Source organism: Desulfovibrio sp. GTC20076 (genome assembly GCF_055385905.1).
The window spans coordinates 764,832-790,104 of record NZ_AP039366.1; the positions used below are offsets into that span (position 1 = coordinate 764,832).

The 25,273-nt window shown below is 55.7% G+C and carries 26 protein-coding genes and 2 tRNA genes; 11 read left to right on the top strand and 17 right to left on the bottom strand.

Annotation, left to right across the window (positions count from 1 at the left end; all coding sequences use genetic code 11):
• Positions 1 to 5 precede the first annotated feature (5 nt).
• On the top strand, positions 6 to 545 hold the full coding sequence (locus tag ACZ495_RS03415; protein WP_464262185.1) for a TIR domain-containing protein: 540 nt from the start codon (positions 6 to 8) through the stop codon (positions 543 to 545).
• Here ACZ495_RS03415 and ACZ495_RS03420 read toward each other — a convergent pair.
• Positions 528 to 971 (bottom strand): hypothetical protein, encoded by a 444-nt coding sequence (locus tag ACZ495_RS03420; protein WP_464262184.1) that lies wholly within the window; start codon positions 969 to 971, stop codon positions 528 to 530. The two genes, ACZ495_RS03415 and ACZ495_RS03420, sit on opposite strands and share 18 nt — an antisense overlap.
• Before the next feature lie 761 nt (positions 972 to 1,732).
• Between ACZ495_RS03420 and ACZ495_RS03425 the strand changes: the two genes are divergently transcribed.
• From ACZ495_RS03425 to ACZ495_RS03465, 9 genes are all read left to right on the top strand, one after another.
• On the top strand, positions 1,733 to 2,113 hold the full coding sequence (locus ACZ495_RS03425; RefSeq protein ID WP_464262183.1) for a DUF6948 domain-containing protein: 381 nt from the start codon (positions 1,733 to 1,735) through the stop codon (positions 2,111 to 2,113).
• A 507-nt stretch (positions 2,114 to 2,620) separates the two neighbouring features.
• Complete coding sequence (locus tag ACZ495_RS03430) at positions 2,621 to 3,070, top strand: hypothetical protein (protein ID WP_464262092.1); 450 nt, start codon at positions 2,621 to 2,623, stop codon at positions 3,068 to 3,070.
• A gap of 18 nt (positions 3,071 to 3,088) precedes the next feature.
• Positions 3,089 to 3,430, top strand: a complete 342-nt coding sequence (locus tag ACZ495_RS03435) for a hypothetical protein (RefSeq protein ID WP_464262093.1) — start codon at positions 3,089 to 3,091, stop codon at positions 3,428 to 3,430.
• Positions 3,431 to 3,845: 415 nt separating this feature from the next.
• Positions 3,846 to 4,223: a hypothetical protein gene (locus tag ACZ495_RS03440; protein ID WP_464262619.1), complete on the top strand. Its 378-nt coding sequence runs from the start codon at positions 3,846 to 3,848 to the stop codon at positions 4,221 to 4,223.
• Positions 4,224 to 4,358: 135 nt separating this feature from the next.
• Complete coding sequence (locus tag ACZ495_RS03445; RefSeq protein WP_464262620.1) at positions 4,359 to 5,234, top strand: ATP-binding protein; 876 nt, start codon at positions 4,359 to 4,361, stop codon at positions 5,232 to 5,234.
• Positions 5,224 to 5,880, top strand: coding sequence for a hypothetical protein (locus tag ACZ495_RS03450; protein ID WP_464262096.1), 657 nt, complete (start codon positions 5,224 to 5,226; stop codon positions 5,878 to 5,880). The genes ACZ495_RS03445 and ACZ495_RS03450 overlap by 11 nt, the downstream gene beginning before the upstream one ends.
• A gap of 293 nt (positions 5,881 to 6,173) precedes the next feature.
• Positions 6,174 to 7,370 carry a DNA cytosine methyltransferase gene (locus ACZ495_RS03455; RefSeq protein WP_464262097.1) on the top strand — a complete coding sequence of 399 codons (1,197 nt, stop codon included), beginning with the start codon at positions 6,174 to 6,176 and terminating at the stop codon, positions 7,368 to 7,370.
• Complete coding sequence (locus ACZ495_RS03460) at positions 7,367 to 7,831, top strand: hypothetical protein (protein WP_464262098.1); 465 nt, start codon at positions 7,367 to 7,369, stop codon at positions 7,829 to 7,831. Before ACZ495_RS03455 ends, ACZ495_RS03460 begins: the two co-directional genes overlap by 4 nt.
• Positions 7,832 to 8,153: 322 nt before the next feature.
• On the top strand, positions 8,154 to 9,227 hold the full coding sequence (locus ACZ495_RS03465) for a tyrosine-type recombinase/integrase (protein ID WP_464262621.1): 1,074 nt from the start codon (positions 8,154 to 8,156) through the stop codon (positions 9,225 to 9,227).
• Between the two features lie 36 nt (positions 9,228 to 9,263).
• Here the strand turns inward: ACZ495_RS03465 and ACZ495_RS03470 are convergent.
• Positions 9,264 to 9,339 (bottom strand) — tRNA-Val (locus ACZ495_RS03470).
• 169 nt (positions 9,340 to 9,508) lie between these two features.
• Between ACZ495_RS03470 and ACZ495_RS03475 the strand changes: the two genes are divergently transcribed.
• Positions 9,509 to 10,258, top strand: coding sequence for an endonuclease (locus tag ACZ495_RS03475; RefSeq protein ID WP_464262622.1), 750 nt, complete (start codon positions 9,509 to 9,511; stop codon positions 10,256 to 10,258).
• Positions 10,259 to 10,343: 85 nt separating this feature from the next.
• Here ACZ495_RS03475 and ACZ495_RS03480 read toward each other — a convergent pair whose 3' ends face one another.
• From ACZ495_RS03480 to ACZ495_RS03550, 15 genes are all read right to left on the bottom strand, one after another.
• On the bottom strand, positions 10,344 to 10,655 hold the full coding sequence (locus ACZ495_RS03480; RefSeq protein WP_296984354.1) for a c-type cytochrome: 312 nt from the start codon (positions 10,653 to 10,655) through the stop codon (positions 10,344 to 10,346).
• Between the two features lie 214 nt (positions 10,656 to 10,869).
• A complete protein-coding gene (gene rho / locus ACZ495_RS03485) occupies positions 10,870 to 12,165 on the bottom strand; it encodes a transcription termination factor Rho (RefSeq protein ID WP_012625082.1) in 1,296 nt (431 codons plus the stop codon).
• Positions 12,166 to 12,468: 303 nt separating this feature from the next.
• On the bottom strand, positions 12,469 to 12,984 hold the full coding sequence (locus ACZ495_RS03490; protein ID WP_012625081.1) for a CarD family transcriptional regulator: 516 nt from the start codon (positions 12,982 to 12,984) through the stop codon (positions 12,469 to 12,471).
• A gap of 386 nt (positions 12,985 to 13,370) precedes the next feature.
• Entirely contained in the window at positions 13,371 to 14,060 is a 690-nt protein-coding gene (pth, locus tag ACZ495_RS03495) for an aminoacyl-tRNA hydrolase (protein ID WP_296984349.1), read from the bottom strand.
• A complete protein-coding gene (locus tag ACZ495_RS03500) occupies positions 14,050 to 14,952 on the bottom strand; it encodes an alpha/beta hydrolase (RefSeq protein ID WP_464262623.1) in 903 nt (300 codons plus the stop codon). The genes pth and ACZ495_RS03500 overlap by 11 nt, the downstream gene beginning before the upstream one ends.
• Positions 14,953 to 15,211: 259 nt before the next feature.
• Entirely contained in the window at positions 15,212 to 15,811 is a 600-nt protein-coding gene (locus ACZ495_RS03505; RefSeq protein ID WP_012625078.1) for a 50S ribosomal protein L25/general stress protein Ctc, read from the bottom strand.
• Between the two features lie 267 nt (positions 15,812 to 16,078).
• On the bottom strand, positions 16,079 to 17,026 hold the full coding sequence (locus tag ACZ495_RS03510; protein WP_012625077.1) for a ribose-phosphate diphosphokinase: 948 nt from the start codon (positions 17,024 to 17,026) through the stop codon (positions 16,079 to 16,081).
• 185 nt (positions 17,027 to 17,211) lie between these two features.
• Positions 17,212 to 17,286 (bottom strand) — tRNA-Gln (locus ACZ495_RS03515).
• Positions 17,287 to 17,292: 6 nt separating this feature from the next.
• Positions 17,293 to 18,180: a 4-(cytidine 5'-diphospho)-2-C-methyl-D-erythritol kinase gene (ispE, locus tag ACZ495_RS03520; RefSeq protein ID WP_464262624.1), complete on the bottom strand. Its 888-nt coding sequence runs from the start codon at positions 18,178 to 18,180 to the stop codon at positions 17,293 to 17,295.
• A gap of 319 nt (positions 18,181 to 18,499) precedes the next feature.
• Positions 18,500 to 19,033, bottom strand: coding sequence for an ATP-dependent protease subunit HslV (gene hslV / locus ACZ495_RS03525; protein WP_012625075.1), 534 nt, complete (start codon positions 19,031 to 19,033; stop codon positions 18,500 to 18,502).
• Positions 19,033 to 20,442 (bottom strand): M48 family metalloprotease, encoded by a 1,410-nt coding sequence (locus ACZ495_RS03530; protein WP_464262625.1) that lies wholly within the window; start codon positions 20,440 to 20,442, stop codon positions 19,033 to 19,035. The genes hslV and ACZ495_RS03530 overlap by 1 nt, the downstream gene beginning before the upstream one ends.
• Positions 20,443 to 20,471: 29 nt before the next feature.
• A complete protein-coding gene (cysS, locus tag ACZ495_RS03535; protein WP_464262626.1) occupies positions 20,472 to 21,923 on the bottom strand; it encodes a cysteine--tRNA ligase in 1,452 nt (483 codons plus the stop codon).
• Positions 21,924 to 21,932: 9 nt separating this feature from the next.
• Positions 21,933 to 22,367, bottom strand: a complete 435-nt coding sequence (rpiB, locus tag ACZ495_RS03540; protein ID WP_012625072.1) for a ribose 5-phosphate isomerase B — start codon at positions 22,365 to 22,367, stop codon at positions 21,933 to 21,935.
• A gap of 277 nt (positions 22,368 to 22,644) precedes the next feature.
• Positions 22,645 to 23,439 (bottom strand): LolA-like protein, encoded by a 795-nt coding sequence (locus tag ACZ495_RS03545; protein WP_012625071.1) that lies wholly within the window; start codon positions 23,437 to 23,439, stop codon positions 22,645 to 22,647.
• Positions 23,436 to 25,181 carry a tetratricopeptide repeat protein gene (locus ACZ495_RS03550; protein ID WP_464262627.1) on the bottom strand — a complete coding sequence of 582 codons (1,746 nt, stop codon included), beginning with the start codon at positions 25,179 to 25,181 and terminating at the stop codon, positions 23,436 to 23,438. The genes ACZ495_RS03545 and ACZ495_RS03550 overlap by 4 nt, the downstream gene beginning before the upstream one ends.
• Between the last annotated feature and the right edge of the window lie 92 nt (positions 25,182 to 25,273).

Sequence of the window (25,273 nt, forward strand, 5' to 3'; positions counted from 1 at the left end):
GGAGCATGGGATTTGGAGAACAAGGGGGAGGTATGGTTGGACTTTTTAATCTTTGGGATCAAAAGACGCCTTCGTACAGGAAGGTTTTTCCGTCATATGACTGGGATGATGTGTGGTACGTCAACCAAATTATAAATCTCCCTGTCATCCTTGGAAGAGAAAGTGTTGGGTTTGTAAAGAATGTCCCAAACGAAGAAGTTAAAAAGAGTGATGCTGCTATAAAGGCGTGGATAGACCGCCATATGCATGGATGTTCGTGTTTGGTTTTATTCTGTGGTGAAAAAACCCATCAGAGTAAATGGGTTAAATATGAGCTTGAGAAAGCAAATCGTGATGGCATGGCAAGGTTGATCGTACGTCTTGACGGAATGTTTTCGCCAGTTGGGTCATTTTGCAGCGGGAGTGTAGACCCATATGCTCACCACGGCATGTATGGTGCTACGGCGTCTGGATATGTCATAAAACAGTATCGGTGGATTTCCGACAATGGGATACAAAACATCGGCTCATGGATTAATGATGCCTGTTTACGAGCAGGGAAATAGCAATAATAAATAAGCCACAATAGCAATAAGAATTGCGGATGGGTATATCATAAGAGAAAACGAGAACATAACTTTCAGTATGCAGTCTTTGCTATACTGCTTAGGATTGAAATTCCATTGTTCCAAAAAGCCAATTGATCCTGAAACAATCGCCATGTGATGCTTCCTGAATTGACGCTCAAGCTGAAGATATTTAGCGTCCATTGTCCAAAAAACGATGGCAATAGCCATGAATGCCAGCAAGAAATAGCAAGTTATCTGAGCCTGCTGTTTTCCCATAAGCGCTGCGACAATAGCGCACATAGCAAGAAAGAAGTTTTTGATTTTTTGTGAATTGTCTGCCATTCGCTTGATGATGTCTTGATTTATTTTTATGGCATCTATCTCATTTTGCTCAAGAATGGCATTTTTATCTCTTTGTATCATGGCTGTTCTCCATTTTTTTTATTCTATCTTCATGCCTCGATAAGCTCAATCGCTTGCAGCTTGTAATCCTATCTCAATATTTTTTGCCTTTATCTCTTAATTCCTCTCTAGATTCTCCGGTTTCTGAAAAGCCCCCTTTATCCCCCACCCATAAGTAGGAGATAATCGGCTTTTCAGGGTGTGTAACTCCTCTCTGAGTTCCCACGGCCCCTTTCATGTCCCCGGCTCCATTTAACGTCTGTCCGGTTTCCGCCCTAGACGATATTTCCCACCGTGCTTTCACGGGCTGGTGTCCGCCCCGTTATCGCGCCGTTTTCCCCGGCGTGATTTTTTTATATCAAAATGCGGACATTTGTGCAAGACGCCTATTGACTCGTCACGCACATTTGTGCATACTGACTTTGCGAACGGGGAATGGCGGCGAACAAAACCCACGGGTGGAAGTAGCCACGGAGCCAGGAACCGGGAGCAAGCCGCTGCTGAGTAGCGAGGGCCGGGAAGCGAGGCAGACCGTAAGCGATGCCGAACAAGTACGGACACCTAGACCGAACAGCACAAGGCGGTTGGAGCAGGACAACAGACACGGCAAGCCCGGCCATAAGAAGGGGTGCTCGAAAAACCACGGCGTGACGCGCCGGAGCCTGTGAAGGGCGAGAGGAACATTTTAAATGGTTACAGCAAATTTTGTTTCTGACCTGCCTTCGGTGACGGGGGCAGGGATTGGAGCAGAATTTACAACCACAACAAACCAAGGAATAGCAATGGATATCAATAACTTGACCATCGGACAGGCCAAAGAGCTTGCCGCCATGTTCGGAAGCCAGAAGGCCTTGGAAGGCATCAACAATTTCTGCATCGGAAGCACCGTCATTGTCCGCACCTATTCTGCTGGCGTGTGGTGCGGTACGCTGGATCATAAATCCGGCAACGAGGTAATTCTGACCAACGCCCGCCGCATGTGGCGCTGGTGGTGCAAAGAGAGCATTAGCCTGTCAGGTGTGGTGCGGTACGGCATTGACCGCAGCAAGAGTAAGATAGCCGCTCCTGTTGACAGTGTCTGGCTTGAGGCCATTGAAATCATGCCGATCGATGGCGAATCAGAAACCTCGATTATGGAGGCTGACATTGTCCAGGCTGAATAACGGCTTCGGCGACGGCTCCGGCTTCGGCGACGGCAACGGCTAAACGAATTTCTTTTGACCGCTGGCTACCATATTCCCAACGATGGGAAAATGGTTGTCGGCGGAATTGAAGAGGTTCAAATCAAGCACCACGGCTGGCAGTGGCTAAGGTGCGGGGGCCGTGGCGTTGGGCTGCGGCCTTTAAATTTGGTTGTGCCGGGCGGTGCTGAGAGCAGAAGCACCCGGCAGATTGACGTAAAGAGCCGCATGACGCGGAAATTCATCTGGGCCGTAAACGCGGAAGCCAGCGTAGCGCCTGGCCCCGGCACAGCCAATTCATTAACCCACCACTCCCGGCGCTCGTCGGGTTTTCATATACACAGGGCGGCTTCGGTCGCCCTTAACTTTTTGGGAGTTGTGATGAATGGCGGCGCGAGGAGCGGGCATCCTACATGCTGGCCACATGATGGATGAAATAGAGGTTCGGCACCTATCCGCCATTCATCACAAAGCCCAAAGGAGGCGCATATGACCGAATGGAAACTTTGGAGCGAAGAACGCCCCACGGACAATAAGGCATTGTACCGCTGGCGCGTTTCAGAACGTAAAATTTTAGGAATGATGCTGCGCCCTGAATGGAGCCAGAAGCTGGACCTGTGTGGCATGGGCTATGCTGACTCGGAATACTGGCCCATTTTTTCTGACTGGAACGGGTATCGGCGATCTGTAGACCAGTCTCTTGAGTGGCGTCTTGCCACACCACAAGAGACTGAAAAGGAAAAGGACACCTATTGGGGTGGGCTTGATCTTCTGCCTTGCCCGTTTACCGGAGTAATGCCCGTGGTCGTGTATATGGGCAAATTCATCGGCGCACCGCCGTATATACTTGAGTGGATGGGCATTAAGTCACATATGGTGAACAGCTTGGGATGGACGTCTGCCAAAGCAATGCGCACGGCATGGAACACCCGCCCATAAATAACAAAGGAGGCGCATATGTCTGACGAAATCACCAGCTTGAAGGCCGAAATTGCGGCATTGCGCCGCCGGATAGGCAGCCTTGAATTTGACCTTGAAGCGGCCCGCACTGCCCTGACAAACGCGGCGCTGGAAGGGGCAGGCTTTTACGTTTTCAGTGATGATGGCGAATACAACAGGTTTGACGGGCAGCACGAGGCGTATTTGTTCCAGCGTACCTTGCAGGATGAAGGAACCGGGTCAGTCCTTATGCGCATGCTGTCGCGTCTTGATGGCGTTGACGCAGACGTGGAAGGCGGAACCTACACGCCGCCCCCGCGCCCGTCACATGACCCGCAGGACGTGCGCAATGCTGCGTAGTCACAACATCATCTGGACAATCCGAGCCGTCTACATCGCACTGGTGTGGGCGGTTTTTCAATCTCTGGAGGTAGCGACATGGCCGTGATTCAGTTCAATCGGCAGAAGCGCCGCAAGCGTCCGATCAAGTGCATCTTCAAATTTCATCACCGCCCGTGCGTGGTTGCATATTGCTACACAACGGAAGAAATGATTGACGCATTCAGGGCGGCGGGGGGGGGCGGCATGAACCGTCGTGAAGCACTCCGCACACAAAGGGCTGCGTATCACCGCCAGCGCTACGCCACACTACGCGAACACGGCCTATGTGTCCGCTGTAAGCGGCCCACGCAACACGGCATGGCCCTGTGCTGGTCGTGCCAACTGTACAACAACCAGCGCCGCAGTGGCGCACGGCAAGCGCCGAGGGGGTAGGATGAACGAAGCAGAACTCAGAGCAGAGAACGCCAGTCTGAAGCAGCAACTTGAAGCAGCATTGAATGTTAATATGTTGTCTCAAGCAGAGCTGATCGCAAGGGCAATGGACAATATCGCATCAAGCGTGATGGGTGATGATGGCCTTGCTAAGATTTCAATGGCCTGCACTTGCGTCAACTGTGGTGCGTCATTCCATAATGCCGAAGAAGCAATGGCCCATGACGCAGTATGCCCAAAACACCCGGCGGCGATACGGGCGGCGAAGATGCAAGAAGCTCTTGCGGCAGCCGCAGAATATATTGGTGACGAAAGTGCTGGCAGTATGGAGTTTTGGGAGCGGTATTACGAAGCCATCCCAGAAAAGCGCGGAGGATAGTCATGTGCCGCCACCTACACATTTGCCCACACGCAGCGCCACGGTGCTGCAATTGTGATGTCTGCCCCGATTCAGGGGCGTTTGTCGGCCCCGCGGAAGGGCCGTTTTTGTTTCAAAACAATGAGGACTTTTATCATGACACAGACAGCGGGGCAGCTTTCGGAGCAGGCCAGCCCACCCGCGCCGAAGTATGCGAACAATAAAGAATTTGAGGACACTTGGGGCTTTAACCCTAACCCGTTTTCCCTGGATAGCGTTGTGAGCAGCAAAAATTTCTCGCCGCAGAAAGTGGTTGTTTACGGCGTCCCTGGCGTTGGAAAGACAACCTTCGCCGCAACATGGCCCAAGCCCATAATACTGCGTACGGAAGACGGTGCAGGGGCCTTGGATATACCTACGTTCCCACAGGTAGCCAAAACCACAGAAGAGATTCAGCAGGCCATTACAGCCCTGCGAAAGCCTGGGCATGGGTTTAAAACGTTGATTGTGGACAGCCTTGATTGGGCAGAGCCGCTTGTGTGGCGAAGGGTTTGCGAACAAGAGCAAAAGAAAAACATTGAAGATTTCGGCTTTGGCAAGGGATATGTCAAGGTTGACGACAAATGGCGTGGCTTACAGCGGATGCTTGACGATCTGCGGGAAGCCGCAGGTATGCATGTTGTGTGCATTGCGCACGCTGTCCCGGTCATGTTTGACCCGCCGGACTCAGACTCATACCAGCGCTACACTCTCAAGCTGCATAAGCGGGCCGCAGCACTATGGACTGAATGGGCTGAAATGCTGCTGTTCATGAACTACAAGAGCCGCGTTGTTGAAGCCAAGGACAACGGAAAATCAAAGGCAAAGGGCAGTGGTGAGCGCGTTATATACACGCAAGAACGCCCTGCATATCAAGCAAAAACGCGCTGGCCTCTGCCAGACGAGATATACATAGGCAACGACCCAACATGGGGCGCTTTCCACGAGGAACTTAGCACAGCAAGCGAAGGAGCTTACAGCAATGGCAATTGATTTCAGTCGCGAGGAAGCACAGAAAGAACGTAATTATGGCCCTGTGCCTGCTGGTAGCCGGGTGTTGGTAAAGCTGCACCTTGAACGTACCAAATATCCCAGCCGAGAAGACCCCGACATTGCCGAAGCTCAAAGCGGCCTTCTGCAACTGCCATGCAAGATCGAAGTTGTAGACGGGACATATGCAGGCTGCTCGTGGTTTGAAAATATCACGCTGCAAGTCGGCATGCAGAAAATCAGGCTTACAGAAGGGCAGGAAACGGCAGCAAAGCGCGGTGGCTCCATTCTCAAGGCTATAATTGAGTCTGTGCGCCGCATTGACCCTGCCGACACCAGCGCGCGGGCTGATTCACAGCGTCAGGTAAACAAATGGACAGACTTTGACGGCATGGTCTTCCCGGCCCGCCTTGGAATCAACAAAAAGGGCTATGTTGGCAAGGACGGCAAAACCTACTGGAACAACAGCCTTTCCCGTATCGTTGCCTGCACCGACAAAGAATACAATGATTTGATGCGCGGTGTCGAGTTTATCACTGACGGGCCCACGCGAGGTGAAGCCGCTGGAACCGATGCCCCAAGAGGTGGCAACGGACGGTTGCCGTATGACGACGCACCGCCTCACAACGATTCTGACGTTCCATTCTAGCTTAACACTCTCCTCCTCACCCCATACGACAGGCGGCATCTGGATGGTGTCGCCTGAAACTGTGTGGTGAATCACGGTAGCAACCCCCAACCCCTGCCCGTGGGGCGATACGCGGGCCATATTTGTGCAACCGCCGCCCACTGAGGCGGCTTTTTATTTCTCAGCCATACATCCTCAGGTGGGCCGCGCATACCGACAACGCGGGGAGTTTTTTATGAGTGATACGACAACCACGATCACGCCGGAAGAGCGGGCGGAAATACGCGCCGTGGCTGCGGGTGAGGGTGAGTGATGTGTCTTCGTACTACAACGAAATCGACCCATTCGCTGCCGCATGGCTGCGTGAGCTAATCAAAGCCGGGCATATCGCTCCAGGCGAAGTTGATGAAAGGAGCATTGCCGATGTTATGCCAAGCGACCTTGCCGGGTTTACACAGTGCCATTTTTTTGCGGGCATCGGTGTCTGGTCGTATGCCCTGCGCCAAGCCGGATGGCCCGATGATAGATCCGTCTGGACAGGAAGTTGTCCCTGCCAGCCGTTTAGCAGCGCAGGAAAGGGAAAAGGATTCAAAGACGAACGCCACCTGTGGCCTGACTTCTTCCGTCTCATCGACCAGTGCCGCCCTTCAGTCTGCTTTGGAGAACAGGTTGCGTCAAAAGACGGCCTCGCTTGGCTCGACCTTGTACAAGCTGACATGGAAAACGCGGGTTACGCCTTCGGGGCGATTGATACCTGCGCTGCGGGCTTCGGTGCGCCGCACATCAGGCAAAGATTATACTGGGTTGGAACTGACACACTGGGCGACACCTCGCTGTGGAGATGTGTCAGAGGAGAAGTGGGAAACGAAGCTGGCACGCAATGCCCGGCACTTGGAAGCAGGGAAAATGAAGGGTGTGGGCGGTATGACGCTTCCAATGATGGCGCATGCCTGCGGTTGGCCGACACCAACGACACGAGACCACAAGGACGGTGCAGAGTGTGTCAATGTACCACTAAACGCACTGCTTGGGAGAGTTATGTGGTTGGTGGGCTGGCCTACACCGACAACGCAGGACGACAACTGCTCACGCATGCCGAACCCGCAGGAATATGCAGAAAAACGCCTACAGAGGGCGAACAAATGCAGCAATTTGGCTCAGACAGCCCAAGCGCTTTCGGGTTGGCCCACGCCGATAGTGAACGATGCGTTGGGGAGCGGGTACTGCTACGGGAAAAAGAAGCCAGATGGAACGAGGAACATCTTTCTGAAGCTTCCGGGGGCAGCAGAGCTAGCCGTAGGCCCGGCCCGACTAACGGCTTCTGGAGAGATGCTGACTGGCTCTTGTGCAGGGATGGAAAGTGGCGGGCAGTTGAATCCGGCACTTCCCCGTTGGCTCATGGGGCTACCAACCGCGTGGGACGACTGCGCGGTTATGGTAACGCCATTGTCGCGCCGCAAGCTGCAGCGTTCATAGAAGCGTTTATGGAAATCAAGGAGCACCAGCCATGACAACCGCACCACTCCCCCACGCCATCCAGCACCGCGATACCCTGCTGGCCCTCACAGTTATGGAAGCGGCACTGGGCATCCTGCTCAAAATTGCCAAGCCCGGTAGCAAATTGGCTACACGTTGTGCCACAGTATCGCGCTGGATTGACGAATGTTCCCCGGCCCTGAAAGTCAAACGATTGTCGTCTGGTGCGCAACGCGACCTTGACGCAGCGTGTGAAGAATTATCCGCGCACATGCTGACAGAAGGCACCGGGCCGGAGTTGTTGCAAAGTTGGTCGGCGCAGTACTGGACAGGATTCACAATGTTTTTGGACGCCCGCAGGCGCTGCGCAGACTTCACGGTGGGTAAGTCGTGGGGCTGGCTTGAACGCACGGGATGGTCGTTGGGCTACCTGCTGATGGAGCTTGCCCCCGGCTGCGATGTGGCCGGGACGGATGTATACTTGGAGGTGGCATAGAACATGAAAATGCCTTTATACCTTACGAGGAAAGAAATAGGGCCAGCGCTCAATATGAGCGAGTCAAAGGCCCGCGCATTGTTAGAAAAATATAACGTCAAGCCTGTAGACATGGGCAGGGGGCGTGGCAACGGCTTGCGATGGCGCACGTCCGCTGTTATTCAGGTAGCGGACACATTGCACGCCGAAGCCCAAAACCGGCAGGCAAAAAGCTCTGGCAGGCTGCCTAGGAAGCGTCCCATTCTTGGACGAACAGCAGCAGAGATTTTTGCCGAGATCAGCAGGGGGCAGCCTGTCCAATAGCTGCCAAAGGTGTGTAATTATGGCGATCAGGATACAGAAGGGGCGTAAAAGCCCCTTTGTTGTTTATTGGACGAACCCCTTTACGGGAAAAAGCGAAAGCAAGGCATTCAGCATACCGGAGGATGCAGAAAAGCACGATGCCTTTATCAAGTACCAACTGAAATATGAGCGTGATGCTTTCCGCAGAACAGAATTGCCTCAGCAGACCAAGGCCAATACGCTCGAATCAGTCCTGTACATGTATCTCAAAGACAAGCAGATGGAAGTGCATAACCTTGAAAGGACGTTATTTGCTGTAAAAGGAGTGTTATCCAGGTACGGCCATTACGAATTGGAGCAAATTGACCTCCAGTGCTTAAAAGAAATGAAAGAATGGCTGACCACTTCTGGCAATAAGTGGGCAACCATCCGTAGGAAAATGGGTATCGTAAAGGCAGTGTTGCGTTGGGCGCATCGAAACGGGAGCCTTGAATTGTTGCCGTTGTTTCCAGTCCTTCCGCAGGCTCAACATGTCAGATATGTCCCGCCGACACAAGAAGAGGTGGATATGCTGTACCGGGTGGCTCCTGAACATTTGCGCAGAGTAATCATCCTTGGCTACCACTTCGGCATGCGGGTGGGGCAAAGCGAGTTGCTAAAGCTGTGCTGGCAAGACGTTGACCTAATCAGTGGCGTGATTCGCGTACCCAATGCTAAGAAGGGCGCTGCCGAGATGTGGCGGGATGTCCCTATCCGAGATGATTTGTTGTCGATATTGCGGCAATGGCTGGCAGCGGATGCGGAAAAAGGCGTAGATCATGTGGTGACGTACCGGGGTAAACCGATCAAAAAGGTAAACACGGCTTGGAAGGGCGCTTTAAAGGCCGCTGGCATCACCCGGCACATACGGCCATATGACCTACGACATGGGTTTGCGACAGAGGCGATTGCCGCTGATGTCGATGTGGGTACAGTGGCGATGTTGATGGGGCATAGTAGCCCAGTGATGGTGCTGAAGCATTATCAACACGTCCGCGATTCACAAAAAAAGGCCGCTGTGGAAGCACTTCCTGCGCCACCAAAACCTGTACAAAAAAACCTGTACAAAAATTGAGGGGCTACGGAATGCGCCGTAACCCCTCGGTATCATTGGTGGGCAGTGAGGGACTCGAACCCCCGGCCCCCGCCTTGTAAGGGCGATGCTCAACCAACTGAGCTAACTGCCCGATAGAACTCGCTCAAGAAAACCAAGCTATATTATTTTTTTGTGCTTGTCATCATCAATTTGAATAAGGGGAGTGCATTGGCGAGACACAAAAGGAGTTTTACAGGCAAATGTATTTTTATCGTTGATTAAATATATATAAATTTATATAGCTGGAAAAGAGGTAGGTTATGCGAATACTGCTTTTTTCCAGCGTATTTTTTTTCAACGCCTGCCTGGTACTGGCTGCCGGAAACCTCAGTAATGAAAGTTTTTCCGCGGCCAAAAAAATGCTGGCAAGCCAAGTGTATCATGACCATTCCGTTACACTGTACTGTGGTGCGGTCTATGATTCCGGCGGTGAAATTACCCTGCCGGAAGGGTTTTCAGTTGCTGCACATGCTGCACGGGCCGCAAGACTGGAATGGGAGCACGTCCTGTCTGCAGAAAATATGGGCCGCTTTTTTCAGGAATGGAGACAAGGGCATCCTGCGTGCGTCAAAGGTGCCAAGCAGTACAGGGGCCGACGCTGTGCGGAAAAAGTCAACAGCCATTACCGCCTCATGCAGGCTGATATGTATAACCTGTACCCGTCCATAGGTGCGGTTAATGCCCTGCGTTCCAATTTTATCTATGCCATGCTGCCGGAAGCCGTGTCGAGCTTTGGGCAATGCGCCATGAAAGTGGCAAGGAACAGGGCAGAACCGCCGGAGCGCGCGCGTGGTCAGATAGCACGTACCTATTTTTATATGGCAGAGGCCTATTCTTCATCCTACAGGATGAGCCACAGGCAGCGAAAGCTTATGCGGACCTGGAACAGCCGGTATCCGGTGGATGCGTGGGAGTGCGCCCGGGCCGGGCGTATCGAGAGGCTTCAGGGCAACGAAAACAGGTTTGTCAAACAGGCCTGTCTGGAGGCCGGACTGTGGGCTGGGGACTGATAGCATGCAAGCGCAGCCGGCCAGGTTTTTTGGCAGGCCCAGCATAACGCCCCTGGAGAACTCCCCAGGGGCGTTACGCATTTGGTTATTTAAGCTGGTTGAGGTATTCGGCGATATTTTTTATCTGCGCTTCAGTCAATGGCGTAAGCACTGCTTTCATTTTGATCAGGGGGCCGGTGGGGGATTCCATATTTTTAACCTTCTCCATCCCCGCCACCAGGCCGTCAACGGGCTTGCCCATCATTTTCCCGGGTGTGGGGGTATGACAGGAAGCGCAAAGAGCCGTGTAGAGCTTTGCGCCATCTTGTTCCTTATCCTGGGCTGTTGCGGGCTGGATGCCGGTCAAAAGCAGGGCTGCGGCCAGCGCGAATGCTCCATACTGCAGGTATTTTTTCATGTTTTTTCCTTATGTTAAGGGCCGGGCCGCCACAGGCGGCGCAGGGGCGCAGGCCGCCTGCACGTATACCATAGCACATAAAAAATAGTGATACAGCAGGCAAACTGCCGGTGTTTTGGGAAAAAGCAGTGATTTTAAATGCTAACAGCAATAAATAAAAAACCCCGGAAAACCGGGGTTCAATAAGGCATTTGCAGGCTTTGTTTGAACAGGCCTATTTGCCCATGGCGTTCATAAAGTCTTTATTGGATTTGGTGCCGCGCATCTTGTCCAGCAGGAATTCCATACTGTCAATGGCAGACATAGGGGCCAGAATCTTGCGCAGTATCCAGACGCGGTTGAGCACGTCTTCGGGCAGCAGCAGGTCTTCCTTGCGGGTGCCGGTGCGGTTGATATCGATGGCAGGGAACACGCGCTTTTCCGAAAGATGGCGGTCCAGGTAGATTTCCATATTGCCTGTACCCTTGAACTCTTCAAAGATTACTTCGTCCATGCGTGAACCGGTATCAATCAGGGCGGTAGCGATAATGGTCAGGCTGCCGCCTTCTTCGATGTTACGAGCCGCACCGAAAAAGCGTTTGGGCCGCTGCAGGGCGTTGGCGTCCAGACCACCGGAAAGTACACGCCCGGACGAGGGGGTTACGGCGTTGTAGGCCCTGCCAAGGCGGGTGATCGAGTCAAGCAGGATAACAACATCGCGCTTGCGTTCTACAAGGCGTTTGGCCTTTTCAAGCACCATTTCACAGACCTGCACATGGCGCTGCGGCGGCTCGTCAAACGTGGAACTGATTACTTCGGCCTTTTTGACCGTACGTTCCATATCCGTCACTTCCTCGGGGCGCTCGTCAATCAGCAGCACGATAAGGTAGACTTCCGGATTATTGGCGTTGATGGCATTGGCAAGCGATTGGAGCAGAATGGTTTTGCCTGTGCGGGGGGGGGCAACAATAAGGCCGCGCTGACCACGACCAATGGGGGCCATGATGTCGATGACGCGGTTGGAAAGATTTTTCTCGCCATTTTCCATGACGAGCTGATGGTCGGGGTAGATGGGGGTAAGGTTGTCAAACAGGACGAGATTTTTGGCATGTTCCGGCGGTTCAAAGCCGATCTCGGTAACCTTCAGCAGGGCGAAGTAGCGCTCCCCTTCCTTGGGCGGGCGGATCTGCCCGGAAACAATGTCACCTTTACGCAGGGAGAAGCGCCGGATTTGCGATGGCGACACATATATGTCGTCTGGTCCCGGCATGTAGCTGCAAAGGGGCGAGCGCAGAAAGCCAAAGCCATCCGGCAGTATCTCCAGCACGCCGTCGCCGTAGATGGCACCGTTCTGCGAGGCGCAGGTGGAAAGCAGTGCGAAGATAAGCTCTTGCTTTCGCATGGAACTGGCATTCTCAATCTCGTACTGTTCAGCCAGATCCATGAGTTCCTGCATGCTGCGGGTCTTCAGGTCGGTGAGGCTCAGGGCGCTGTCTGTCAACAGTGTGGGGGTAGCTTTCTTTTTGCGCATAACTGTCCGATCTTTTGAATAAGACAAACTAAAACCATACAGTATTTTACAACACTGTACTATTGGCGATTGGATGTAAGGAGACAAAATAGGTGTGCGTGAAAGCGATTAGCCCATCTTTTGCATTATGGCAAGAGAAAAGTGACGTCTACACCTTAAAAAATACGTCACTCCCGGTCATGCTCCGGCAGCATACACAACCTTTTGGGTCGTGTGCGCCATACCCGACACAGCGGCTTGCCGTTAATTGCGGGCAGATACAGTCTTTTAGACCGGGTTGGGGGTGCCCCAAAAGGGGCCGGTTCAGTTCTGGTTTTCTTCCGGCGGTGGCGGTGGCGCATAAAGTTCAAGCAATTCATCCCGAAGGCTGTCTTCCTCGACCTTAAGCACTTCGGCCAGTTCACCGGTGACGAGTCCCATGGCCTGCTCCTGCAGGCGGCGTTCACCAAAAGAAAGTTCCTTGGTGCGGCCGATAAGCAGAAGTTCGCGTAGAACTTCTGTAACCACGGCAAGCTCGGGGCTTTTCAGGCGTTCGGAATACTCGCGGAACCGCCGGTTCCAGTTCTGGCCGGTATGAACAACCTTGCCGGTGCTGCTGCGTAGCTCTTCAAGAATGCGTTCCGCCTCTTCCGTCGTGGTAAGAGTGCGCAGCCCCACGTGTGCAGCATTGTTAACAGGAACCATCAACGTTACATTGTTGGCCTGAATGCGAACAATATAGAAATCACATGCGATACCGCCAATAGTCTGGCTATCGATGCTTTCTATCTTGCCCACCCCCTGGGCTGGATATACAACGAGATCGTTCGGCGTGAACATTATGCCACCACACGCCCCAAAGGAGCGCCACTGTACGAGACCTGGAGCGGAAAAAGCTGGAAGTCACGAATTTTGTTTGAATAAAAGATGAGTTGGAAACTTACTCTTCAAAGATAGTAGTCTAAATGTGTTGAAGAGTCCAGCCGAAAAAGCAAAAAAAGCACAGGGCTTGGCTGTTGATCGCCTTCAAGACCCGTTTACAGCAAAACAGCACCACGTTTATTGGCAGTGCCGCAGGATGTAAAGCAGTTCTTTACAGACTCACTAGTGAGTCATTCCCCTGTCCCAAGAGCAAAGGTACGGGGGGGTGCACATGGCATTCACCAGACCTCTGCGCTTCGTATTACTGGATACATACCACAAAACACTGGCGCCGTCACGCCGGGTTAAGTATTATCTTTGTTTTGCGGGGTTGCGGAAGCTTCCGGGCTGTTGTTGCTGGCTTCAGCGTTTGCAGTCTGCCTTACGGGTTTGCGTGGCCGGGTCGTTTTTCCAGCCAGGCGCACGGCGCTGTCCAGGCCTTTGTCGGCAAAAGCAAACAGGACATCAAGCGCCAGTGGCAGGATGTGATCCAGGTTTTCGGCGTCTTCACCCTGGGGACGGCCCAGAACCCAGTTGGTCACATCGCCTTTGTGGGGGGGGCGGCCTATGCCCATGCGCAGTCGGTAAAAATCCGGTGTGCCGAGAAGTTCGGTAATGGATTTCAAGCCGTTGTGCCCGGCATTGCCTCCGCCGAACTTGAAGCGCAGTTCACCGGGGGGTATGTCCAGTTCATCGTGGGCTACCACAAGGTCTGCTGCTTTGAGCTTATGCCAGGACAGTAGCGGCTGTACGCATTGCCCGCTGAGGTTCATGAATGTCTGCGGCTTGGCGGCCAGCCAGCAGCCGTCAAGGCGGGGCAGTCGCACACGCCACAACTGGCAGGAAAACTTGCCGCCGTTCATTTCGTCTACAGTGCCGTGACGGTAGCCAAAGTCCACAAAAGCGTCTACCAGGGCGAAGCCGCAGTTGTGCCGTGTGCCTTCATAGCGTGCGCCCGGATTGCCCAGACCCACCAGAACGCCATTATAGTCCATACGCTGCGCCTCCCTGAGCGCGACATGTCTTTTCCAGGTGCAAGGGAAGCCCCAGTCCTACGCAGGCTGCCGCTGCGTGCCGTGCCATGTAGCGGCACAGCGCAGGGTTCATGGCAGCCAGGTGGCCTCCGCCGGGCAGCCAGACAAGCTTTTTTTGCGGTGCGTGTAGTTGCTCAAAAGTGCTCTGAACCCCGGCCGGGGTAAAAAGGGCGTCATTGACCGCACTGAAAAAATAAAGAGGGCATTGCATCTGTTCACTTATGGAGGCTGAAAGAAGGCTGGACAGATAGCCCAGCGGATAGCTCATGCGGCACTGCTTTCTGTTATAGGCAATATGGCGCGCGCCAGCTACAATGCGCCGCACGGAAAGATACGACTGCAAGGGCATGGGCAGGCGCGGTAGCCAACGCGCCAAAAAGCGTAATGTTGCTGCAAATTCATGCTTTTTGTTGCTCCAGCGCCGAAATATCGTCAGGTCCATAAGCCTGTCACTCTGCGGCAAAATGCCGGTAATGGGAAAAGCCGCAACGAGTTTTTGGGAGGCTGCGGCGTGTGCCATGGCAAGGATGCCGCCCTGGCTGTGCCCGCAAACGGCAACGGCGCGGTGTCCCCGTTTGCGCAGCCACTGCTCTGCAGCCAGACCGTCCTGCACAAGGTCGTCAAAGGTAAAGCCCGTCCAGTGGCTGTTGCGGCCATGGCCGGTGAAGTGCAGGGCGGCAACGCCAAAACCTGCCTCATGCAGGGCAGAAAGAAGCGGCCTGTACTGCACTGGCGAAAGCATAGTTCCAGGATAAAAAAGCATGACTCCGGCCCTGTGCTTGGGCCAGATTTCCAGGCTTGCCCTGCTGCCCAGCGGGCGCAGGGAATGATAGGTCACAGCATGGTGCGGCATATTCCAGAATATTCTACCGTTGCGAATATAGATCCGCAAAGTTTTTACGGCGTTCGTTACGGCGCCTTACTGCGCAACGCATAACGGTCCTGTCTTTTATCCGTAAGCTCTTCGGCCAGCGGCGGACGCTGGTCGGGCAGGCGGCAGGGCTGCTTTAGCATGCATCTGTTCTAAAAAGGAGGCCGGTTCCGCAAGGAACCGGCCATAAATGGTCGTAAATGGCCTGACCGGCTCATCGGTCTGCCGGCCCGGACAAAAGCTAGTCTTCGTCGCCTTCTTCTTCGGCATCGTCCTTGCTTTTGGAGATGACCGTCACCAGGGCATAGTTCTGGTCAAACTCGGCCCGCACGTTTTCGGGCAGCTTGAGGTCGCCCACGCTGATGGTGTCGTTGATGCCCATATCGGTCACGTCAACGGTGATCTTCTGGGGCATGTTCAGCGGCTTGCTGGTGAGGCGTACCATTTCGCGATAGGTTTCGAGCACGCCGCCAAGCTTCACGCCGCGCGAGGTACCCACAAATTCCACGGGTACGTCAACGGTGACTTCCTTGTCAAGGTCCACGCCGTAAAAGTCGATGTGGGTGAAAGCGCGCTTGTAGGGGTGGAACTGCACCTGCCAGATAAGCACGGGATAGGCGGTTTTTTGGCCGTTTTCCTCGATTTCGAGGTTGAACACCGTGGTGTGGCCCATTTCTTCGTAAATTTTTTGCAGGGGCAGGGCAGGGGCCTGCACGGAAATGTTTTCACCCTTGGGGGTGTAGAACACGCCCGGGATCAATTTCTGGGCACGCAGGCGGCCGCTGGGGCCTTTGCCGTAACCTTCGCGTTTTTGCACGCTCAAAGTCTTTTCAATATTCATGGTCCACTCCTTGGCTTACCGCCGCCTGACACGTGCGGAAAAGTTCTTGAGAAATGCCGCCCGCCGGTCTTTTTGCTTTCTGACCGCCTGAGACTGCGTCCGTTGTCGGCCCGGCATGCCCTGCACGCCGTGCGCCCGGAATTCGCTTGCCCTTGCCGGAAAGCAAAAATCCGCATGGATCAGCGCTTTCTTTATTGTATCTTGCCATTCCCTTGCGGGATGTGCGCCGTACGGCCGTGCGCGAAGGCTTTGCGCCGACGGTTTTTGCTAAACAAACAACACGCTGACCGAAGAACCGGTGTGAATGTTGTGAATGGTTTTGCCCAGAATCGCCGCCACCGAGATGACTTCGAGTTTCGGGCATCGTTCCAGCTTGTCGCCCAGCGGGATGGTGTCGGTGACAAAGACCTGTGAAAGGGCTTCGGTGGCATTGATGCGATCAATGGCCGGACCGGACAACACCGGATGCGTGGCACAGGCCACGATCTTTTTCGCTCCGTTTTTCATCAGAACTTCGGCCCCGGCGCACAAGGTTCCCGCGGTGTCGATCATGTCGTCCACCACAATGGCTACCCGGTCCTGCACGTCGCCAATGACGTGCATGGCCTGCGCCTGGTTGGGCTTGTCGCGTCTTTTGTCCACAATAGCCAGGGGCGCATCAAGGCGCTTGGCGTAGGCCCTGGCCCGTTCAACGCCGCCGGCGTCGGGCGAGACGATGACAATTTTTTCTTCGCCGAGCTTGCGCAGGGCATCGAGCATTACAGGTACGGCAAAAAGGTTGTCTACAGGGCAATCAAAGTAGCCCTGGATCTGCCCTGCGTGCAGATCAATGGTCACCACGCGTTCTGCTCCGGCCACGCTGATGAAGTCGGCCACCATCTTGGCGCTTATGGGCGCACGGGGGCTGACCTTGCGGTCTTGCCGCGCATAGCCGTAATAGGGAATAACGGCTGTAATGCGGCCCGCGCTCGCCCTTTTAAGGGCGTCAAGCATAAGGCACAGCTGAACAAGGTTACGGTTGACCGTGGGCGGACAAGTGGGTTGCACCACAAAAACATCGTCGCCGCGGACATTATCGCCGATTTCAATACGCAACTCCCCGTCGCTGAACGTGGTGGACAGCGTTGGGGTGAGCTGACAGCCCAGATGGTTGCAAATGGCCTTGGCCAATTCCGGATTGGAAGAACCGGTTACGATCTTAAGATCGCTGAACATGAACCGCCCCGCCTTGCGCGTCAAAGAGCATTTAGGTTGTACACCCTTGCCTGCCGCCGGTCACGAAGTTGGCTGGCCTGTCGCCGCCATGGCCGGATGCGGGTATTTACCCACACGGCAACCGGAGCGGTCGGGTATTTGCATAGCAGCCGCTCCAGCATTCACTGCGCGTCGTGCATGGTGTGTGGCTGGGATGGAAGGGTTCGAACCTTCGAATGACGGAGCCAAAACCCGTTGCCTTACCACTTGGCTACATCCCAGTATAATCACAGCACATGCGCGTAAACGCGCCTGTTCTCTCCTTGCAGCATGGCAACGGCAGCCTGTGCTTCCACAAGCGCTTCGCGCCTGAAAAGCCCCAGTATGCTGGAGCCGCTGCCGCTCATGCAAGCCGCTGTTGCCCCGTAGCGCAGCAGGGTGGCCTTGATGTCGGCCAGCTCGGGATGACGTCTGAAGACAACGCTTTCTAGATCGTTGCCCAAGTCAGCGTCAAACCGCCCTTGGGAGAGAAAAGTTCCATTAGCCCTGCTTTGCTCTCTTGTCAAGCTGTTTTGCTTTTCGGCAGCGTGGGAGGCAGCCGCAAAAGCATCGTAATCAGCAAAGGTTTGTGGCGTGCTTACATGGATTTCCGGGCATACGAGCACCAGACGCATGCCTGAAACATCCAGGTCAACAGATTCGATAAGTTCCCCTATGCCGCGCACACGGCAGGGGCAATTGTGCAAAAAAAAAGGCACATCGGCCCCCACACCAAGGGCTACCTCTGCCAGAGCCTGTGACGAGAGCGGTGTGGCAACATGCCCGTTAAGCCAGCGCAGCAGGGCTGCCGCATCGCTGCTGCCGCCGCCAAGACCGGCCCCGGAAGGAATACCCTTGCGCAAACGCGCTTCAAGGCCGGGAACAGGGAAATCCACTGCCTGGGCAAAGGCTGTGTAGGCCCTGGTAAGGGTATTGTTTTCCGCATCCAGCAGCCCGGCCCCCGGCCCTGTGCAGAGCACGGAAATACCACTGACGTCAGTGACGCGCAGCTTTATCTGATCACAGGGGCGTGGCAAGGGGTAGAACAGAGAGTCGATTTCGTGATAGCCGTCGGGGCGAACCCCGGTGATGCGCAAGCCCAGATTTACCTTGCAACCGGCGGTGAGAATGCTCATGAACGTATCCTTGCCATATCCCTGGTCTGATGTTTTTTATCTCGTATGTTCTCTAAGCCGTATGTGTGACGCCGTTTGCGGAGCGTGTGGATGCTGCGGGCAATTGTGCAGACGCGGCCGCCCTTAACCGCAAAGCAATCTGATCCTCCGATTGCCCCGCGCGGATATTGCGTCACGTTGCGCTTTCAGTGCAATATAGCCTTGGAATCCCCGTCGAGTTCCCCGGCGCAGGGCAGCTGCCGCCCGCTTACGTTCCTGCCGTGTTTTGCAACAATATGCGGCCGGGCAGGGCAGCGGCGCCATGTGGCGTCAGGCCGTCCTACAGGGTTTCAAGGGTCACGTGATCATTGGTGTAAACGCATATTTCGGCGGCAATGCGCATGGATTCCCTGGCGATGGTTTCAGCGTCAAGCCCGCTGTGGCGGGAAAGCGCCCGCGCGGCCGCCAGGGCATAGGGGCCGCCGCTGCCGATGGCAGCCACATTGTCGTCCGGTTCGATAACATCGCCTGTGCCTGAAAGCACCAGGATATGTTCCCTGTCGGCCAGCAGCAGCATGGCCTCCAGCTTGCGCAGGTATTTGTCCTTGCGCCAGTCCTTGGTCATTTCCACGGCGGCCCGGACCATATGGCCGCGTACTTCCTTGAGCTTGGATTCAAAAAGTTCAAAAAGGGTAAACGCATCGGCGGTGGCTCCGGCAAAACCGGCCAGAATCTTGCCGTCATGCAGGCGGCGTACTTTCTGGGCCGCATGCTTCATGATCATGGTCTGCCCCATGGTCACCTGCCCGTCACCGGCCAGGGCCACGATACCGTCCTTACGAACGGCGAGAATTGTAGTGGCATGTGTTTCCATCAGTTCTTGTCCCATATTTCCTTGCGTTCTTTGTAGGCGGTCTCAAGGCGCTGAAAAGCGCGCTTGTCCGTCGTGCGGGAGGCCATGCTCTTGGCCTGGTTGAAATACCGTTCGGCAAGTTTTTTGTTGTTGGAGTACAGGGCGCTGTAGGCCATATGGATGTAGGCATCGGGCGTGTTGCCCGCCTTGCCGAGCGAGCGTGCATAGGCCTCATGCACTTCAGAGTCTTCGGGGACGTGGCGCAGCACGTCCTTGTAGTGGCTGGCGGCCTGCGCCTGCCTGCCCGTTTCATCCAGCATGCGCGCATAAAAAAAGGAGGCCATGTAGTCATTGGGGTCCAGCCGCATGGCTTTGGAAAGCAGGCCGTCCGCCCGGCTCATGTCACCCTTGCGGTAGTGAAAGGCTCCGGTTTCGCGCAGTACCAGCGGGTCCTCGGGGGCTGCCTTGAGAGCCTGGTCAAAGGCCTGGCTGGCCTCGTTGATACGGTTCTGCCTGGCGAGCACAATACCCCGGCCCATCCTGGACAGGCCGTCATTGCCTGAAAAGCGTTGCAGGGCCGCCTGGTCATCGCCATATCTGGCCCAGAGCAGCGCTTTGACACGGGTAAAGCGTCTGTTGTCCTGGCTGCGGCTCTGCACGGCCTTGGGCATGCTCTGGATGCGGGCCTGAAGGCCGTTGATGCGGTCGCCCAGAGCGGGGTGGGTGGAAAGGTATGTGGGCACGCTTATGCCGCTCATCCAGCTTTTCTGCCGTAGTACCTTGAAGCCGCCCACCATGCCGCCCGGTGGATAGCCTGCGGCGATAAGATATTGCAGGCCGATATGGTCGGCCTCATTTTCATCCATGCGGCTGTAATTCAGCATGGCGGACTGCCCAGCCCCCATGGCCCCGACGGCCATGGCTCCGCCGCCCGCGCCACCCGCCGCCACGCCCGCTACGGCCAGCAGCAGGGAGCCGAGGGTGACGAACTGGGCGCGTTGCAGCCGTGAGGCCACATGGCGCTGGGTGACGTGGGCCAGTTCGTGGGCCAGCACGCCGGCCAGTTCTTCTTCCTTGTCCAGGTTCATTATCAGACCGGTGAACACGTAAACATAGCCGCCGGGTACAGCAAAGGCGTTAAGGGAGTTGTGCAGTATGGTGCTGGCAGTAAAGGTGAACGGCTGCGGAGGAATGGTTTTGACCAGCCTGCCCAGCATATAGTCCACATACTGCTTTACCTCCGGGTCTTCGATGATAGGCAGGTTTGACCGCACCATTACATCGAATTTTTTTCCCATCTCCTTTTCGTCTTTGATGGTCACGCCGCCGAAGAAGAATGCCTGCGCGGGCGCGGGGCAGATCTGCGGCAGCAGAAAAGCCAGCAACACAAGCAGGGCCGTCCAGCGGCGCGGGGCGCAATAATGCAGCATAGGTTCTCCCGTCGGTACCCGGGCCGAGCCTACTCCAGGTCCCAGTTCTGCCCTTCGGGGGTGTCTTGTACGCTAACCCCGAGATCAAGCAGCGCCTGACGCAGAGCGTCGGAACGGGCGAAATCCTTGTTTGCGCGGGCTTCCTGCCGTTCTTGCAGCAGAGCCTCCACGCGGGGGATGTCAATGTTTCTGCGGGCGGCGCGAATGCGGCGCAGGTCGGCCAGAAACGCTTCAGGCTGCTGGCCGAAAAGCCCCAGTCGCGTATTCCACTGTTCTGCCCGGGCCAGAAAGTCCTGCAAAAGATCCCGTCCTGCCTCGGCGGCACGCAGTGTTTTGTCTTCCAGCAACCGGTTTACAAGGCGTACCTGTGTGAAGATATGGCCCAGAGCCTGCGCGGTGTTGAGGTCGTCATTCATTGCCTCGTCCAGAGCCTCGGCCTGTGCGGCCCAATCTTCTGTCAGTTGCGCGGGCAGGGGAGATTTTTTCCATTTTTCGCGCGTGAGGGCTTTTTGCGTTTCCAGCAGGGCGGTATACACCCTGTGCAAGGCTTTTTCCGCCTCGTCCATACCCTCCGCAGTGAAGTCAATGGGGCTGCGGTAATGCTTGCCGAGAAGAAAAAAGCGCAATGTTTCTGGCAGGTAGCTTTCAAGAATATCGCGGATGGTCTTGAAGTTGCCAAGTGATTTTGACATTTTTTCGGCATTGACCTGCACAAAGCCGTTGTGCACCCAATACCGGGCCAGATGGCAATGGCACACGGCCTCTGTCTGGGCGATTTCGTTTTCGTGGTGGGGAAACACCAGGTCCTGCCCGCCGCCGTGGATGTCCAGCGGCAGGTAAGATTCGCTCATGGCCGAGCATTCAATGTGCCAGCCGGGCCTGCCCGGACCCCAGGGGCTTTCCCAGGAGGGTTCGCCGGGCTTGGCGGCCTTCCACAGGGCGAAGTCCAGCGGATCTTCCTTTTCTTCGCCGGGGGCCACGCGCGCGCCGGAAAGCATCTCGTCCAGGCTGCGGCCCGAGAGCTTGCCGTAGGGCGGGTAGGAGCGCACCCTGAAATACACGTCGCCCGATGTCGTGGCATAGGCCTTGCCTTCAGCTACCAGCTTGGCGCAGAGGTCTTGAATTTCCTGTATATGGTCCGTGGCCCGGGGTTCCACGTCCGCGCGCTGCACGCCGAGCCTGTCCATATCTTCATAAAAGGCGTTGATATAGGTCTGGGCCACTTCGCGCCAGTCAAGCCCTTCTTTGTTGGCCCGGTTGATGATCTTGTCGTCCACGTCCGTAAAATTGCGTACAAAGGTCACATCCAGGCCCATATGGCGCAACTGGCGCACAAGTACGTCAAAAACCAGGGCCGACCGGGCATGGCCGATGTGGCAATAGTCGTAAGCGGTGATGCCGCAGACGTACATGTTTACCTTGCCGGGGCGGAGAGGAGTGAATTCTTCTTTCTGGCGGCCCAGGGTATTGTAGAGCAGCATGATCTTCCTTTATGCGGGGAGGTTAAGCATATCCAGGCGACGCTGGTGGCGGCCGCCTTCAAAAGGGGCTTCCAGAAAAGCATCCACTATGGCCTGCGCCAGCTCCACACCGGTGACGCGCGCGCCGAGGCAAAGCACATTGGCATTGTTGTGAAGGCGCGAAAAGCGGGCGTGCAGTTCCGTGGTGCAAAGAGCGGCGCGGATGCCGGAGTGGCGGTTGGCGGCTATGGACACGCCGATGCCCGTGCCGCAAATAAGAATGCCCAGTTCGCCGGACGCTTCCACAGCGGCGCAAAGCTTGTGCGCCAGGACGGGATAGTCGCAGCTTTCTCTGGAATCAGTGCCGTGGTTTACGACGTTGATGCCTTTTTTTCCCAAATGCTCGGCCAGTGTGGTTTTAAGATCGATGCCAGCATGGTCCGATGCCAGATGGATGGATTGCATAACAACTCCTGCAGAGGTGACAACGGGCCGACCGGATAACCGGCCGGCCCGGGAAAAGCACATCAAAGGTCAATCAGCAAAAGGCGCGGCAGGCCATATGCTGCCCGCCGCATAGCGTCCGCCGGGCGGTCTAGCGCATTTTACCTTTGAAAAAGTTTATATGCGCTAACGCTGCCCGCGAGTGCAGCGCGCCGTAACCTGGTATGAATCCTGCCGAGTCGCATTTTTCGGCAGAATGGCAATACTGAAATGTGAAGCATTTCGGTGTTCGTCTGCTCTAGGGTTGGCGGTATTTCGCCAGCGGCAACAGCGGCACGCCCTCTGGTATGGATAAGGTCATCTGCCCGTCTGTAAAGGGGGCCGCAGGTTTTTCCCTGTCCTTGATCAGAACTATGGCGCGCTTGCCGTTGGAGTGGACGAGGTTCAGGCGTTGGGGCAGAGGGGGCGTTGTGTTGTCGTAGGCCACCTCCATCTTCCAACCCTTGCCGCTGTCGCCTTTTTCGCTCCAGGCCACGGGCAGGCCCGCCTGATCAAGGGTCAGCACACCGCCGGGCGTGCCTTCAAGCGTGTACTGGGCGAGGTCGCCGGGCATAAGGTGGCCGGTGGTAAAGTTTTTGCCGAAAACGGCGCTGTAGCGACCATTGAGCAGGTCGGCCAGGTGTTCCAGGTTGAAGGGAACGGGCACGCCCACCTGCAGCAGCGGCTTGGCGGCCCCCTGATAAAAGTAGGCTTTGTTGTCCGTGGGACTGTAAACCAGGAAGTGCTGCCCGTCTTCAAGGATTTTGGCAACGGTGGCACCCACGCCGGCCATGACATCCAGGCGCAGCCTGCGTTGGCTGTTGCCCCAGAAAAGGGCTGTGACACGGCGGGTATCGCCTTCGGTGCCGAAGCGCAGGCTCATTTGCAGCCGGTAAGGCGCAAGAGGGCTGTGTTGCCCAAGGGCAGAAAATGCCTGCCAGCGCTCTTCAAGCCTGGCCTGATTTTCGGGAGTCATGTCCAGAGAAGGCTGGCGGGCGCAGGCGGCCAGCAGGGCAAGACTGCAGATGCAGCAAAGGACGAAGATTTTTTTCATTGTTTTGAAAGTCTCTGCCGCAATGCGTCCGCATTGTCGGGTTTGAGGTCCAGCGCTTTCTGGTAGGCATTACGGGCCTCGTCCGTGAGTCCGGCCTTCGAGGCAATGTCGCCGTAGTGTTCCCAGATGGAGGCATCGGCATTTTCGTCAAGCTTGACGGCCCGGCGTATCTGGATCAGGGCTTCTTCATTTTTATCAAGCCGGTATAAGGCCCAGGCCAGTGAGTCTACGATATAGGACTGGTCGGGCGACAGTTCGTCGGCTTTGACAAGCAGGGCCAGAGCCCGCTCCAGTTCACGGTTTTCATCCGCCAGGGTGTAGCCTACGTAGTTGAGGGCCTGATGGTTGTCCGGATGCAGAGTAAGGATATGCTCCATTACCTTGAAAGCTTCTTTTTTGTCACCCGATTCGTCCAGCAGAGAACCGAGCAGAAAAGCCATATCCGCATTATCGGGCCATTTTTTTGCAGCCTTGCGCGCGGCCTCAAGGGCCTGCGGCATTTCTTTCTGACGGGCCAGCAGGCGGATTTCCAGGTCCCAGAACTGGGGGATGTCGCTGAACTGTTTCTGGGCCTGCCGTGTGGCGGCCAGAGCTTCCTGCTCTTTTCCGGATTCGCCGAGCAACTGTACGCGCAGCAGGGCTCCCCTGGGCGCAGCCTTGCTTTGCGGCGGGATCCTGTCCAGCCACGAAAGTGCCAAAGGCAGGTCGTGGCGCTGTTCGTAGGTAAGGTCGGCCAGCAGCAGGTAGACATCCACTGGGGCATCGTCTTTGGCGGCGATCTGCTTGAGCAGACTTTCAGCTTGCAGGTAGTGGCGCGAATCGATGAAAAGCCCCGCTACCGTGAGCTTGAAGGGGATGGTGTCCGGTCCCTGGCGCATGTATTTCAGTGCCTTTTCAGGTTGATTCATGCGCAGGGAAAGGTTGATGAGCCGCAGCAGCACATCCTGAGGAGAAAAATTTAATTTAAGCAGCTTTTCGTATAGGTTGCGCGCAGATTTAAGCTCAGCGCGCTGCTCGTGAATGAACGCCAGTTCAGCCATGGCCTCCACAAAGTCGGGCATTTCCTTGATGGCTTTCTGCAGGTAGGGGATGGCCTCGGCCTGTTTGTCCATGCCGATGAGCGCACGGGCATGATAGTAGTCCACCAGCGGGGTGCGTTCCTTGGCGGTTACGCTGTTGAGCAGGCTTTCAGCCTCAGTGTATTCCTTGCTTTTGACCAGCAGAAGGGCCAGCTCCAGGCGGGCGTCCAGCGAGTCCGGGTGCTTTGCCAGATAGGTGCGCATAAGCTCCACGCCGCGCTCGGGAGTCCCCTGTTCCATAAGCGCTTCGGCATAGAGCAGGTTGAGCGACATGTCGTTGGGCGCCACTGAAAGCCCCTGCTCAAGATAGGGTACGGCCGCGGCAGATTTGCGGCTTACAAGCCAGACGCCGCCCTCCAGCCAGATACTGGCCGGCAGCCCGGCTGCAGTCATGAGGGGCGCGGCCCGCAGCAGGGCTGCCTCGTCTTCTGTATTCAGGGCCTGGGCGCACAGAAGAAAGGCGTAGGTACTCTGGGCCTCGGGCGAAAGCTGCTCTTCGGACTGCCGGATTTCAACATCGCGCAGCACCGCAGAGCTTTCTTCGGCCTGGCTTTGGTCGGCCGGGGCTTTGGTTCCGGCACAGCCGCCGCAGCCAAGAAGGGAGAAGGATGTGGCGGCGGCCATGATCAGGGCGCAGAGCAGCGCGATATTTTTTCGTTTCATTGCGGACTGTATCCGTGCGCTTAAAGCAGTTATCGCCTCAAATGAGTGCTTACCGGCCGGCAAAGTCGTCCTGCAATCATTTGGCGGCAAGG